Source organism: Alteromonas sp. WD8-37 (assembly GCF_055326825.1).
Window position 1 is genome coordinate 25,120 of sequence record NZ_JBUZOV010000003.1, and the last position, 14,800, is coordinate 39,919.

Genomic DNA, 14,800 nt, shown 5'->3' on the forward strand with positions numbered 1-14,800 from the left:
GCTTCTCATCGTGATTGCAGCTTTAGTTTATCTCCCTGCAGCGCTGTAAGGCTTGCGTTGTTGCCCACCCGCCCGCTATATCTGGCTGCCTCGCTAACATGGCTGGTGAAGCGCCTAAGGCCAACAATTAGCACTCTATCTGCCCGCTGACCAGCGCGTACTATCGCTCCCTGATTTAGCGAAATATACGCAAAAAAAAGCCACGCCCGAAGGCATGGCTTGTAATGCTTAGAAAGCAATACCCCAGACCTACACGTCGAGGTTTTCTACCTTCAGTGCATTGGCTTCGATAAATTCCCGACGAGGCTCGACCTGGTCGCCCATCAGGGTTGTAAACAATTGATCACAGCCAATCGCATCTTCGATGGTCACCTGCAGCATACGGCGCCCTTCCGGATCCATGGTGGTTTCCCACAGCTGGTCCGGGTTCATTTCACCCAGCCCTTTGTAACGCTGGATATACTGGCCTTTTTTCGCTTCGTTCATCAACCACTCAATGGCAGATTTAAACGAGTCAATGGGTTGCTTACGCTCACCACGCTGGACATAAGCGGTATCACCCATCATGCCGTTGATGGCTTCGTTTAGTGCGCGGATACGGCCGTACTCGCTGGAGTCGATAAAGTCATGGCCTATCTTATATTCATAATCGATACCGTGCATACGCATGATAATCGCGATATAAAATTCGCTGAGTTCATCATCGCGCTTGATTTCATAGCGGTAGGTGGCACCATCATTTTCTTTATCGTTCATGCTCTGCACAAACTTCTTCGCCACCTGATCCAGGGTATCCCGGTCTTTCAGGTCTGCCAGGTTTAGCGTGGGTGAGTAAATCAAGCGATACAAAATGGCCGGCGGCATCAGGCGATACAAACGCTCGATCATTTTTTCCACGCCCTGATATTGTTTCACCAGAGTTTCAAGCCCGGCGCCACTGATCCCCGGGGCATCTTCGCTGGTGTGCAGCGAAGTGCCGGTCAGGGCAATATTAGTCAGGTACGCAGTCAGCGCATCATCATCTTTGAGGTACTGCTCCTGCTTTCCTTTTTTCACCTTGTACAGCGGCGGCTGCGCAATATACACATAACCGCGTTCGATGATCTCTGGCATCTGGCGGTAGAAGAAGGTTAGCAATAAGGTCCGAATGTGTGAGCCATCCACGTCGGCATCGGTCATGATGATGATGCTGTGATAGCGAAGTTTGTCCGGGTTGTACTCATCCCGGCCGATACCACAGCCTAAGGCAGTGATCAGTGTGGCCACTTCCTGTGACGATAGCATCTTATCGAAACGCGCTTTTTCCACGTTCAGGATCTTACCTTTCAGCGGCAAAATCGCCTGATTTTTACGGTTACGGCCTTGTTTGGCAGAACCACCGGCTGAGTCACCCTCCACGATATACAGCTCGCTCAACGCCGGATCTTTTTCCTGGCAGTCAGCCAGCTTGCCTGGCAGACCCGCTAAGTCCAGGGCGCCTTTACGGCGTGTCATCTCACGGGCTTTTCGTGCTGCTTCCCGGGCGCGGGCGGCATCCAAAATTTTACCGGCGATGATTTTACTTTCGGTGGGGTTTTCTAATAAGAACTCCGCCAGCTTTTCATTCATTGACGACTCAACTGCCGGGCGCACTTCGGAGGACACCAGCTTATCTTTGGTCTGAGAAGAGAACTTTGGATCCGGGACTTTTACCGAAACAACCGCAGTCAGGCCTTCGCGAGCATCGTCGCCGGTGGCGCTGGCTTTGGCTTTTTTGTTCAGCCCTTCACTTTCCATGTAGTTATTCAGGGTTCGGGTCAATGCGCCCCGGAAACCAGCCAGGTGAGATCCCCCATCGCGTTGCGGGATGTTGTTGGTAAAACAGAAAATGCTTTCCTGGAAGCTATCGTTCCATTGCATCGCCACTTCTACCGAAATGCCATCTTCGCGGTCCAGACTAAAGTGAAACACCTTTTCATGCATCGGTGTTTTTTTCTGGTTCAAGTATTCAACAAAGGCGCGAATGCCCCCTTCGTACTTGAATAAATCTTCTTTGCCATCGCGCTCATCCACTAAGCGAATGGCCACACCTGAGTTCAGGAAAGACAGTTCGCGTAATCGCTTAGCCAGGATGTCATAGTGAAATTCCACATTGGTAAAGGTGGCGTCGCTTGGCCAGAAGCGCACCGCGGTACCGGACTTATCGGTTTCCCCCATGACTTCTAATGGCGCCTGCGGCACCCCATGATGGTATTCCTGCTCATGGGTTTTACCGTTACGACGAATACGTAGCTTTAATTTGCTGGACAGCGCGTTAACCACTGAGACACCCACGCCGTGCAGGCCCCCGGAAACTTTGTAGGAGTTATCATCAAATTTACCACCGGCATGCAGTACGGTCATGATCACTTCAGCGGCTGACACGCCTTCTTCCGGGTGCATTTCAGTCGGAATGCCACGTCCGTCATCGGAGACGGAGACAGATCCGTCCACATGAATTTGCACAACGATTTCCGAACAATAGCCAGCCAAGGCTTCATCGATGGAATTATCCACTACCTCGAAGACCATGTGGTGCAAGCCGGTGCCATCATCGGTGTCACCAATATACATACCAGGACGTTTGCGTACTGCATCCAGGCCTTTAAGAACCTTGATACTGGATGAGTCGTAGTTATTCTGCTCTGACATAATGTGTCTTTACTCCTCTTTCACCTGGCCATGTTCCACGTGAAACATTTTTTTATCATTGTATTTTTTTACAAACTTTAGCTGCTGCGATTCGATGGCGGTCACCACCACTTGTGTATCCATCGCTAACAGGCCGTCGATAAAGCGTTCGCGTTTATCGAGATCTAGTTCTGCCCCAACATCATCCAGTAAAAAGATACTCTTGCGTTGGGTTTGCTCGGTGAACAAGGCCGTCTGTGCTAGCTGCAGTGCAGCCACAGCCATTCGAAGCTGACCACGTGACAGCACTTCCTGAGCGTTAACGCCATCGACTTTGAAACGTAAATCTGCTTTGTGCGGGCCCACCGAGGTATGACCTACCCGACTGTCGTAGTCGAGCTTTTTGGCCAGGGCATCACTGAGTTCAGTGTCTTTATCCCAGCCGTGATAATATGCAATTTCGACGCTAAACTCTGGGAGAAAGTCAGCACAGATATTATCAAATATCGGCCTGAGATTATCCACATAGCGTTGTCTCATTGTATCTAATGTTGCCCCTGCTGTAACCAACTGTTCATGCCAGAATCGATGCTCAGGCGCATTTAATGAGGCTTGCTGTTTAAGTAAGGCATTTCGCTGACGAACTAATTTGCTGTAGCTTTGAAATAGACGATGAAAAGAATGTTCCACGTGGAACAATCCCCAATCACAAAAGCGACGTCGTTCGGCCGGAGAGCCTAAAATCAAATCAGTACTTTGTGGAGTGAATAGCTGTACTGGAATCAGGCTGACCAGGTCAGCAAGACGGTGAGAGTGTTCACCATTCACTGCACAGGTAAATTTATCATCGCGGGTACGCTCTAAGCCGACTTTAAATTGCAGGCCCTGCTCATCGTGCCCTTTAGCAAACACACTAAAGCCGCCCTGCTCATGCTGAATAACCGACGGATGTTTTTTGGTTCGAAACGAACGTCCAAAACCCAAATAGTATAAAGCTTCAATCAACGAGGATTTGCCACTGCCGTTTTTTCCGGTGATCACCGAAAGCTGAGGAGAAAGAGTCAGGGTTGCAGCGTGGATATTTCGAAAGTGGGTGAGCTGGACAAGGTCCAGTTTCATGATGCCGCTCTCACAAAAAGAAAAATTTAGAAAAGATAATGATTTTCAGGGCTGCCATCGCTATGTAGCAGCCCTTACTCAAATCATTACAACCGCATGGGCATAATAACATACAAGGCAGCATCATCCTCGGCTGCTTCGATCAATGCACTGGAATTGGAGTCTGATAAGGTAAGTTTAACTTGCTCAGTATTCATGGCATTCAGAACATCAATCAGATAGGCCACATTAAAGCCAATTTCTAAATCATCGCCCTGATAATCCACATCCACCATTTCCTCCGCTTCTTCCTGCTCAGGGTTGTTGGCGGTAATTTTAAGTTCACCACTGGCTAGATTCAGACGTACGCCGCGGAATTTTTCGTTCGACAAGATCGCCGCGCGGGAAAAGGCATCTTTGAGCACAGCCTTGCTGGCTATTACCACTTTGTCGCCATCCCGGGGTAGCACTCGACGATAGTCAGGAAACCGCCCATCCACCAGTTTGCTGGTAAAGATAAATGCCGGCGCCTGCAGACGAATATGGTTAGCACCAATCAGCACCTGAATAGGTTGGTCGTCATCATTGATCAACCGTGAAATTTCCAGCACACCTTTGCGCGGGATAATCACCTGCCGTGCCGGTAAACTGGCCTGCTCGAAATGCTGTCGGCATAGCGCTAACCGATGCCCGTCGGTAGCCACCGAGCGTACCAGATTTTCTTCGGTTTCCAGCGACATGCCGTTAAGATAATAACGCACATCCTGTTGCGCCATCGAAAAATTCACCGCATCGATCAATCGTTTCAGTTCACTGCCGGTCAGCGACAATTCTACTTCACTTTCCCAATCTTCCAGATTGGGATAATCATTGGCCGCCAGAGTTGATAAGGTATAACGACCGCGACCAGCGCGCAGCAGGGCTTTATTGGCATCTACCGAAAAATGAATTTGTGTTCCTTCAGACAAGCCGCGAATAATGTCGAATAACTTTTTTGCCGGTACAGTGATTTCCCCTTCGGTAATCTCACCCTCCAGCATCACGCTGGACACCAACTCGACTTCCAAGTCTGTTCCGGTTAACCACAAGGCCCCTTCTTTCACCTGGATTAATACATTCGATAAAATAGGCAGGGTATGGCGGCGCTCGACGGCACCAGAAACCATTTGCAACGGCTGTAAAAAATTTTCTCGGCTGATACTAAATTTCATCGATTTTTCTTCTCGCGTCGTGCTGTCTGGTTAAGAAGACAATGTCCGTATAAGGTTTTTATAGTCTTCCTTTATATCATGACTTTCTTCTCTAAGCTGCTCTATTTTTCGACAGGCATGTAGCACTGTGGTGTGGTCGCGCCCGCCAAAAGCATTACCCAATTCTGGTAAGCTATGGTTGGTCAGCTCTTTGGCCAATGCCATGGCGACCTGGCGTGGGCGGGCCACACTGCGACTGCGCCGCTTAGACAAAATGTCAGACACTTTAATCTTGTAGTAATCGGCCACTGTCTTTTGAATGTTATCCACAGTGACCAGTTTTTCCTGCAGTGCCAGCAAATCCCGCAAGGCTTCGCGCACAAAATCAATGGTAATGGGCCGGCCGGTAAAATTGGCATTGGCAATCACCCGGTTAAGCGCCCCTTCCAGCTCGCGCACATTAGAGCGTAAACGCTTGGCAATAAAGAACGCCACTTCATTGGGTAGATGTATGCGGTTTTCGGCTGCTTTACGCATCAGAATCGCCACCCGGGTTTCCAGCTCCGGTGGTTCGATAGCAATGGTCAGACCCCAGCCAAAGCGCGACTTAAGACGATCTTCCACCCCGTCAATTTCTTTTGGATAACGATCCGAGGTCAGAATGATTTGCTGATTGCCCTCCAGCAACGCATTGAAGGTATGAAAAAATTCTTCCTGCGAGCGTTCTTTATTGGCAAAAAACTGAATATCATCAATAAGCAGCGCATCTACCGACCGATAAAACCGTTTGAAATCTTCTATCGCATTGTTTTGTAATGCTTTAACCATATCCTGCACGAAGCGTTCAGAGTGCATGTAAACAATTTTGGCATCTTCACGATTGGCCACAATGCCGTTGCCCACTGCATGTAACAAGTGAGTCTTACCCAGACCAGTGCCACCATAAATAAACAGCGGGTTGTACGACCCGCCCGGATTATTGGCCACCTGGGTAGCTGCCGCACGTGCCAGCTGGTTTGATTTACCCTCAACAAAGTTATCAAATTGATAGTTAGGGTTAATATTACTCTTATGCTTCATGCCCTCAGGGATAGGGATCACACTGGGGGCGCGCTGCGGGCTGGCAGCCCGCCGTGGGGTCGGCGCCTGCTCAACTGGAGCGGGTTGCGGTGCAGCCGCCGGAGCCGGCGCGCTTTGCTGAGCCTGGGCTTGGGCCGGTGCCGGGCTGTCCTGACGCGGTGTCGTGGGTGCAGGCGCTGCCCGCGATACCACTTCTAAGCGCAACAGGGGAGCATCCGGCCCACAAAATTCGGTGAACAGGGCAGTGATTTTATCACGGTATTTATCGCGCACCCAATCCAGCACAAAGCGGTTAGGCGCGTACAGCGTAACTTCTTTAATGTCTTCGTGGGCACTCAGTGGCCTTATCCACATACTAAATTGCTGAGTCGGCAATTCCTGACGCAGACGGTCAAGACAATGATTCCATAAGGACATGTAAAATAGGGCTCCGAAAGTCGCTACGAGACCAACAATGCAGGACAGCAATACATCGCAGATGGACCTATGCTGATCACAGGTTACCCGCAAGCATTGGTTGGGTAATGAGCAGAGAAAGTTGTTTTTTATGTTATCGCTGTGGATTATCTTATTTTACACACAGAATGTAAACGGCGATCTTCGATGATCGCGCGGATCAGTACGCTAACCCACTAGTTTCTAGACAATATTTAGTTTTCTTTTATACCGCTGATCAGCATCAATCAAAGTCCTGTACAGGCGATCAGTGCTTAAGATCCGCGTTGAGCAAGACGATCATTCGCAGTTTTTGCACAGACCTTTGTGGATAACCCTCTTTGTTATGGATAATTATACACAGCAGCCCCCTGCCCGATGCTGTTTTTGGCCCTCCGGTTGGACACGCTCACCGTGCTGGCTAAAAAATGGCTAGTTTTTTGGCTTTATCCGGCCAATTCGATTGACAGCAGGCCACGGGATCTCTAGAATTCGGCATCCTTTTGGATAGGCAGTGTTCGTTACCTAACGACATCGGGGCGGCAACATACCGCTAGACCTGATACCCATCGTTATTTCAATACCGCCTGTGTTTAACTAGATAAGTGAGACTTTGGTCATGAAAAGAACATTTCAACCGAGCAACTTAAAGCGCAAGCGTTCACACGGTTTCCGTGCTCGTATGGCGACTAAAAATGGTCGTAAAGTACTAGCGGCACGCCGTGCAAAAGGTCGCGCTCGCCTTTCTGCTTAATATAAAGAAGTACGACTTCAAAGTGGGCGAAAATCATTTTTCCAGGGAGTTACGTCTGTTAACTCCCTCCCACTTTACCTATGTGTTTGATAACGCAACACCTGCTGTTTCTCCTGCCTTTACCCTGTTAGCCCGTCACAATACTGCAGACACACCACGTCTGGGGATTACGCTGTCTAAAAAACGGGTGCGCAAAGCCCATGACAGAAACCGGCTGAAACGCCTGATACGCGAAAGTTTTCGCCATCGTAAACAGGCCCTGCCCAATGTCGATATCATTGTGGTCGGCAAATCCGGTGCCGATAAGCTAACTAATCAGGAAGTGTTTGCCCTATTAGACAAGCAATGGAAAAAAATCATAAAACGCTGCGCAAAATAAGCATTCTGTTGCCGCTGCTACTGATCAAATTTTATCAGTGGTGCATTTCCCCCATGCTGGGCCAACGTTGCCGGTTTCATCCAACTTGTTCTTTTTATGCCATAGAAGCACTAAAAACACATGGTTTGCTAATTGGCGGTTGGTTATCCATCAAACGCATTATAAAATGCCACCCTTTGCATTCGGGCGGCTACGATCCGGTACCTGAAAAACACGACACTAAACACTCAAAATAAAGAGACCTCTATGGAATCGCAACGCAGTTTTTTGTTGATTGGCCTGGCGCTGGTCAGTTTTCTGCTCTGGCAGCAATGGCAGGAAGATTACGGCCCCAAGCCGGTTAAACCTGTTCAGTCACAGCAATCCACGCAAAATCTGGATGATGATATGCCAGCGGCATCTAATGCCCAGCTGGAAGACATGCCATCCAGTGATGGCGATGTGCCAGGCGCTGTTGCCCAGGCACCCGAACCGTCTGAGCGCATTGTTCGGGTTCGCACCAATGCGCTGGATGTGCAGATTGACCTGCGCGGCGGCGATGTGATCTCAGCAGATTTACCGGACTTTCCGGTCAAGCAAGGCTCTGATGAACCCTATAGCCTGTTACGTGCCGGTGATGGCCTGTATGTAGCGCAAAGTGGCCTGGTCGGCCGTAATGGTCCGGACAGCAGCCGTGATGGCCGCCCGCGCTATACCGCCAGCCAGAATGACTTTGTGATGCAGGGTGAACGTTTAGAAGTGCCGCTGACCTGGCAAAATGACCAGGGTCTGACCATTACTAAAACCTTTGTGTTTGAGCAAGATTCACACACGGTCGATGTGGTGTACAGCATTGCTAACCAGTCAGGCGAAGCCGTGCGCATGCAACAGTTTGCTCAGCTCAAGCAAACCACCGTAGTACCGGATGGCGGCAACATGTTTATGCCCACCTACCGGGGTGCCGCCTACTCCACCGAAGACGACCGCTACGAAAAATACGACTTTGGCGACATTGAAGATGAAGCGTTAAACAAAACCACGCCGGGTGGCTGGGTCGGCATGCTGGAGCATTATTTTGTATCAGCCTGGGTGCCGCCACAGGATCAGACTAATCAGTTGTACTCCAAGCTGTCTGGCAACCAGTACGCCATCATTGGCTTAAAAGGCCAGCCGGTGACCATCGGCGCCGGTGACAGTGCCACTATCAGTGCCAAGCTGTATATGGGCCCGAAAGACCAGGAAATCCTGGCCAACCTGGCTCGTGGCTTAGACCTGACCGTGGACTACGGTATTTTATGGTGGATTTCACAGCCGTTGTTCAGTCTGCTGCAGTTACTACACAGCCTGGTCGGCAACTGGGGGGTGGCCATTATCCTGATCACCGTGGTGGTCAAAGGAATCATGTATCCGCTGACCAAGAAGCAGTATGAATCCATGGCCCGCCTGCGCAACCTCGCGCCGAAGATGCAACAGCTTAAAGACCGTTTTGGTGATGATCGTCAAAAGATGTCTCAGGCCATGATGGAGCTGTACAAAAAAGAAAAAGTAAACCCCATGGGTGGCTGTTTACCGCTGCTGCTGCAGATGCCTATCTTTCTGGCTTTGTACTGGGTACTGCTGGAAAGTGTGGAATTACGCCACGCCGACTTTTTCCTGTGGATCACTGACCTGTCAGTGAAAGACCCGTACTTTGTGCTGCCCGTGCTTACCGGTGCCAGCATGTGGTTACTGCAAAAACTGCAGCCCACCACGGTCACCGACCCCATGCAGCAAAAAATCATGCAGTTTATGCCCGTGGCCATGAGTGTGTTCTTCCTGTGGTTCCCGGCCGGACTGGTACTGTACTGGTTGGTCAGTAACATCATCACGCTGATTCAGGCTAAAATCATTTATGCCTCGATGGAAAAGCGCGGGATAAAAACCGGAAAATAACCCCCATCAGCCCGCTTTTGCGGGCTGTTTTGTCAGTAAGGATAACCCTATGCCCTCATTTGATATTGTGTCAGAAATCAATATGGAAGAAGTGCGTAATGCCACTGAAAATGCCAACCGGGAATTGTCGACCCGCTTTGATTTTCGTAATGTGGAAGCCAGCTTCGAATACAAAGAGAAAACGGTGGTGATGACCGCGCAGGCCGAATTTCAGCTGCAGCAGATGGACTCCATGTTTCGTGGCGCCTGTGCCAAACGCGGCCTGGATACCTCGGCCATGGAGGTAAAACCCATGGATCAGCACGGCAAAACCTGCCGCCAGACCATTATCTTTAAACAAGGCATTGAGCAGCCGGTCGCTAAAAAGATTGTGAAGTTGCTTAAAGAGTCCAAGATCAAAGTTCAGGCCGCCATCCAGGGTGACCAGTTGCGGGTTACCGGCAAAAAGCGCGACGATCTGCAACAGGCCATGGCGTTGGTCAAAGCCGAAGATTTGGGCCAGCCGGTGCAATTTAACAACTTTCGCGATTAATCTGTTATGACAGCATTTTCCTCAGACACCATCGTGGCGCAGGCCACCGCCGCCGGTCGCGGCGGCGTGGGCATTGTGCGCGTGTCCGGGCCCCTGGCGCAACAGGTTGCTAAGGCTGTGGTACCGGCTTCCCTACCGGTGCGTAGCGCAGTTTATACGCCGTTTTACGATGTCAACGGCAACATTATTGACCAGGGCATTGCCTTGCTGTTCAAAGGCCCGAATTCGTTTACCGGCGAAGATGTGCTGGAGCTGCAGGGTCATGGCGGCCAGGTGGTGATGGATATGCTGATTGATGCGGTCTTGCACGTAGCCGGCACCCGCCTGGCCCGGCCTGGTGAGTTTTCCGAGCAGGCGTTTTTAAATGACAAGCTGGACTTGGCTCAGGCCGAAGCCATTGCCGATCTGATTGATGCCAGCTCGCAACAAGCCGTGCGCAGTGCGCTGCGCTCATTGCAGGGCGAGTTTTCTAATGCCATCACAACCCTGGCTGAACAGGTGGTCCAGCTGCGCATGTATGTCGAGGCTGCCATTGATTTTCCAGATGAAGAAATCGACTTTTTGTCTGATGGCAAGGTGGCCGGCGATTTAGCGCAGATTATCCAGGCGCTGCATATTGTTAAAGCCCAGGCCAAGCAAGGCACTCTGCTGCGCGAAGGCATGCAGGTGGTTATTGCCGGGCGCCCCAATGCCGGTAAATCCAGCCTGCTCAATGCACTGGCCGGCCGTGACAGTGCCATTGTCACCGATGTGGCTGGCACTACCCGGGATGTGCTCAAAGAGCATATACATATCAACGGCATGCCGGTGCATATCATTGATACCGCCGGGCTGCGCGATAGCCCCGACAAGGTGGAACAGATTGGCATCGAACGGGCCTGGCAGGCCATCGGAGACGCCGACCGGGTGTTGTTTGTAATTGATAGTACTCAGACTAGCGTCATCGACCCGTACGAGATCTGGCCGGAATTTATGGCGCGCTTGCCTGCCGGCATCCCCACCACGGTGGTGCGTAACAAAGCCGACTTGTCTGGTGAAGCGATAGGTGAGCAAGTTCTAACTACCGCCCATGGCGATATCACTGTAGTCGGGTTATCTGCTCAAACCCGCGCCGGCGTTGATAGCTTGCGTGATCATCTGGCTGCCACCATGGGCCTGGATACCACCAATGAGGGCCAGTTCATTGCGCGCCGCCGGCATCTAGATGCGCTGGCCGTGGCGCAGCAGCATGTTGACCAGGGCCAGGCGCAATTAGAAGAGAATATGGCGGGAGAGCTGTTAGCCGAGGAGTTGAGGCTGGCGCATCAGGCACTGACCGAGATTACCGGCGAGTTTACCTCAGACGATTTACTGGGCCGGATCTTTTCTTCATTTTGTATTGGTAAGTAGGACAAGGCGGACAGTATGAAGACGGCGTCGGTAACCCGTCCGTGGGTCACACAACAATACAGAGTGGCTGGCAAAATCAGGCGGAATAGGTACGGCTAAATTTTTCGATGGCTTCTTTGCGACAGCACACATTGAGCTTTTTGTAGAGTTTATAAATGTGGGTTTTCACCGTACTTTCGGCCACAAACAGGGCCTCGGCAATCTCCAGGTTGCTTTGCCCTTTAACCAGCCGTTCCAAAATCTGTTTTTCCCGTCGGGTCAGATTATCCTGATTGCTGACCGCCTGCAGATTCATCGCTGCCGGCTGATAATGTAGGAGCATCTGCGCCATCAGTTTGCGCGGCAACCAGAACTCCCCTTTGCGCACTGCATCCAGACACCTTGATAAATGCTCAATGGGCGCATTTTCGTGCAACACCCCTTTTAAATTGGGGCAGGCAAATAAAGTTTTTTCTGACATACACCGGGGCACATCGTACACCACCAAATCAGCGTTCAGGGTGGCACCGGCAATAAATTCCCGCCAGTTACGCTCCGCCAGTAAAAACCCCGATACCATAATGATATCGTGCTGCTTAAAGGGCGGCGCCGCACAGGCGTCGCTGAGGCTTTTACGGGTGAATTTATGATGGCCGTGTTTTTCGACTTCACGCTGAATAAACTGACTTTGGATACCATAATCACCCAGTAATAAAATGTTTGAGGCTACATCTTTATTATCAATTTGAGTTTGCATAACCATTTCTCAGTATGGTGCTTGAGCTTGTAAGTATTGTTAACGATATCTTCTATTTCAAGTGTGAAGTGTGGCTATCGTAAGACAGTGAAAACCGCTGGCAATCTGCTTACTGCTGCAGCCAATCTGCGCGATTTAGTTGGTGTGCATTCCCTGGCATGCCCGGCCAGAACAGCTACTGCTGTGTCAGCCTGGGTTCAATCGATATTTGCAGCGTATCGGCGTATTGTCCTCCGGGTTTGTGTTGGGTATCGCCAATGATAAATGTCATTGGCAGGGTTTGCCCTGGTGTAGGCTGTGTCCATGCGAGGCGAGCATCTTCCTGCGCTAAATCCACAGTATAGTCGGCTATCGACAAAGTGTAGGGAATATCCCACTGCGCGCTATCAGACTGATGCCGCAATGCGCCCTGATGTTGTGAATCTATGCGTACCGTGTAGCCGGTATTGCTTTGTACCCACAACCGCGGGCTGGTGATTTTTTTACCGGTCGTCAGAGTGCCCATATCCAACGCATACTGATCAGCGGCAATGCCGTAGAATTGGATCTTAGTCACCGGGGCAACACTGACAGCTATTGGTAGCAAGGCGATGGGTTCGTTTTGTGCCGCCAGGGTGGCCTCAATCTCGTTACGGTACTCACCAGCGGCCAGCCATTGCTGACCGCTAAATCGCAGGCCAATAATGGCTTCTGGCTGGCTATGTGACAGCCTGATTAGCCAGTGAACGCCGGATAACTGGCCACCGGCGCCTGACCAGTCGAACATCAGGCGGCCGCCCTCACTGCTTTGTAGCGCCTGGCTACCATCAGCCATAGACAGATTCACGGCTATTTCGCATTCTGGCGTACTGATGCTCGCGCTTATGTGGATGTCCTGCTGCAAGGCCACCGGCGCGCTGGAGAAAATATTATACGGGCTGGCTGTGGTTACCGGCGTAAGCCGCAGGTTACTGATCTCACAGGCCTGGACCTCAACGAAGCCAATCATCACTGCTAGCACACCTATTTGCTTAATCCACATAGACAGCCCCCATTCGTATCAACATTCCCTGGTCGTCATCTAACCGCAGTGTCACGGTGGCACTGCGTGTGGTATTCAGCTGCAACTCATAGTCGCCGGGTCGCAGCCCTGAGATGGCAAAGACCCCACTACGGTTGGTAAAAAACTCCACCGGGGTCTGAGTCTCATCGCCCAAATACACCGCTGTCCCGGCGACCAGGGCAATGGGCGCATCATCACTTAGACTGAGTAATTTTCCGATGACGGTAAGCACTGCATCCGAGCCCACCTGCAGGTTGTAGCCGCGTTTAAAGCCAGGCTGCAGCCAGAAAGCGCCATCCCCCAAATCATAGCCGGGGGGCAGGTTGTCTACCTCATAGCTTAGCTGTTGCGGGGTATAGGCCACCAGGTCCGGGACCAGCGCCGGCGCATCATCATTAAAGGCCCGCGCAACATGTTCCCCGGCTGGCCCCACGGCTACCCGGTGCCCGTCGAGGCTGTCGTGTTTTTTGACCAACGCAAACGCTTCACGAACTGGCCGCCCGATGGCCACCGTATCACCGGCAAAAGCCACCGACGATGCCACCGCCAACCGGGTATTATGACTGCGCCGATCCTCATCCAGACTTTCCAGGCGGGTAGCATGCCCGGCGCGGGCCTCATACTGGTTAGCAAAATAATTAAAGCCCACATCCACATCGGCATCGTTGTCTTCATCGTTGATAAACGAGCTGTAGCTGCTCATGCCGCCACTGTAGCCCACCTGATGTTGATAGGTATGATCCACAGCCAGCTGACGGCGCTCACTGTTGTAACGGCCCACCACCCGGGAGGTGTCACTCAGTGGCCAGCTTAAGGTTAATGCCGTACTCCACTGCGGCCCTTCGGAAGCATGATGCAAATAATTTAGCCGGGTACTCCAGGTGGCCGGGGTAGAAAAAAACCGGCCCGATAAACTGCTGCCAACGCTCCAGACATTCTGCGTGGTGTCATCCCCTGCGCGATACGAAAAATTGGCGGCCGCCCGTAATTCGTCACTGATTTGCACCGAGCCAAAGGCGGAGACAAAATGATTGACCGGATTCAGGCTGCCAGTCAGCCCGCTGATACTGTTAATGCCACTAAAATAAGCCGACTGATATTCATACAACAGATTAAATTGTGGGGTCAGTGTATTGGCCGGGTCGAATTGGGCATCAAAGGCCAGCCGTAACGCCTGGCCAGTGCCAAACTCCGGATGCTGACTATGTGATATCGCCAGTTCGGTGATCCCCAATTGATTGGCAAATAACGCTCGCCCGCCATACTGATAGACTGCCTCCCGCGATTGCGCGTTTAGACCCAGGGTGAGCCAGGGTGCCACCCCAACATCCACATAGCCATGCATTACCCGCTCATCAAACAGATACGCACTGTGGTTTCCAGCCAGCTCCCGGGGCGCCCCATACATCAGGCTATACTCAAATTCACCGGTATTGAGTAGGTTAAAGCCAGTTGCCACCGAAAAGCTTACGCGTTCTTGCTGGCCTGCCCGGTCAGTGATAACAAGCTCCACATCATTAAGGCCCTGCGCCAATGGAATATTGCTTAAATCATAACTGCCGGCATCCAGAATGAGGCGTTCTACAATCACGCCATCCACCATCA

Annotated in this window: 13 protein-coding genes; 6 read left to right on the top strand and 7 right to left on the bottom strand. The window is 51.3% G+C overall.

All coding sequences use genetic code 11. The annotated features are described in order from the left end of the window. Positions 1-249: 249 nt before the first annotated feature. From gyrB to dnaA, 4 genes are all read right to left on the bottom strand, one after another. A complete protein-coding gene (gene gyrB, locus ACTUJZ_RS08970; RefSeq protein ID WP_463635972.1) occupies positions 250-2,670 on the bottom strand; it encodes a DNA topoisomerase (ATP-hydrolyzing) subunit B in 2,421 nt (806 codons plus the stop codon). A 9-nt stretch (positions 2,671-2,679) separates the two neighbouring features. Beyond that, positions 2,680-3,768: a DNA replication/repair protein RecF gene (recF, locus tag ACTUJZ_RS08975; protein WP_463635973.1), complete on the bottom strand. Its 1,089-nt coding sequence runs from the start codon at positions 3,766-3,768 to the stop codon at positions 2,680-2,682. Positions 3,769-3,854: 86 nt separating this feature from the next. Next, a complete protein-coding gene (gene dnaN / locus ACTUJZ_RS08980) occupies positions 3,855-4,958 on the bottom strand; it encodes a DNA polymerase III subunit beta (protein ID WP_463635974.1) in 1,104 nt (367 codons plus the stop codon). A 30-nt stretch (positions 4,959-4,988) separates the two neighbouring features. Then, complete coding sequence (gene dnaA / locus ACTUJZ_RS08985) at positions 4,989-6,434, bottom strand: chromosomal replication initiator protein DnaA (RefSeq protein WP_463635975.1); 1,446 nt, start codon at positions 6,432-6,434, stop codon at positions 4,989-4,991. A 637-nt stretch (positions 6,435-7,071) separates the two neighbouring features. Between dnaA and rpmH the strand changes: the two genes are divergently transcribed. The 6 genes from rpmH to mnmE are packed head-to-tail and all read left to right on the top strand — an operon-like array spanning position 7,072 to position 11,417. Continuing rightward, a complete protein-coding gene (gene rpmH, locus ACTUJZ_RS08990) occupies positions 7,072-7,206 on the top strand; it encodes a 50S ribosomal protein L34 (RefSeq protein WP_014290886.1) in 135 nt (44 codons plus the stop codon). Between the two features lie 22 nt (positions 7,207-7,228). After that, a complete protein-coding gene (gene rnpA, locus ACTUJZ_RS08995; protein WP_463635976.1) occupies positions 7,229-7,585 on the top strand; it encodes a ribonuclease P protein component in 357 nt (118 codons plus the stop codon). Continuing rightward, positions 7,552-7,821, top strand: coding sequence for a membrane protein insertion efficiency factor YidD (gene yidD / locus ACTUJZ_RS09000; protein WP_463635977.1), 270 nt, complete (start codon positions 7,552-7,554; stop codon positions 7,819-7,821). The genes rnpA and yidD overlap by 34 nt, the downstream gene beginning before the upstream one ends. Positions 7,822-7,831: 10 nt before the next feature. Then, on the top strand, positions 7,832-9,496 hold the full coding sequence (yidC, locus tag ACTUJZ_RS09005; RefSeq protein WP_463635978.1) for a membrane protein insertase YidC: 1,665 nt from the start codon (positions 7,832-7,834) through the stop codon (positions 9,494-9,496). A 49-nt stretch (positions 9,497-9,545) separates the two neighbouring features. Beyond that, positions 9,546-10,028 carry a YajQ family cyclic di-GMP-binding protein gene (locus tag ACTUJZ_RS09010; protein ID WP_463635979.1) on the top strand — a complete coding sequence of 161 codons (483 nt, stop codon included), beginning with the start codon at positions 9,546-9,548 and terminating at the stop codon, positions 10,026-10,028. Positions 10,029-10,034: 6 nt separating this feature from the next. Then, positions 10,035-11,417 carry a tRNA uridine-5-carboxymethylaminomethyl(34) synthesis GTPase MnmE gene (mnmE, locus tag ACTUJZ_RS09015; RefSeq protein WP_463635980.1) on the top strand — a complete coding sequence of 461 codons (1,383 nt, stop codon included), beginning with the start codon at positions 10,035-10,037 and terminating at the stop codon, positions 11,415-11,417. Positions 11,418-11,493: 76 nt separating this feature from the next. On the opposite strand, the gene ACTUJZ_RS09020 is transcribed toward mnmE, so the two are convergent. From ACTUJZ_RS09020 to ACTUJZ_RS09030, 3 genes are all read right to left on the bottom strand, one after another. Beyond that, positions 11,494-12,153 carry a LuxR C-terminal-related transcriptional regulator gene (locus ACTUJZ_RS09020; RefSeq protein ID WP_463635981.1) on the bottom strand — a complete coding sequence of 220 codons (660 nt, stop codon included), beginning with the start codon at positions 12,151-12,153 and terminating at the stop codon, positions 11,494-11,496. A 175-nt stretch (positions 12,154-12,328) separates the two neighbouring features. Then, positions 12,329-13,174, bottom strand: a complete 846-nt coding sequence (locus ACTUJZ_RS09025) for a hypothetical protein (protein ID WP_463635982.1) — start codon at positions 13,172-13,174, stop codon at positions 12,329-12,331. Continuing rightward, on the bottom strand, positions 13,164-14,798 hold the full coding sequence (locus tag ACTUJZ_RS09030; protein ID WP_463636305.1) for a fimbria/pilus outer membrane usher protein: 1,635 nt from the start codon (positions 14,796-14,798) through the stop codon (positions 13,164-13,166). The genes ACTUJZ_RS09025 and ACTUJZ_RS09030 overlap by 11 nt, the downstream gene beginning before the upstream one ends. Positions 14,799-14,800: the final 2 nt, after the last annotated feature.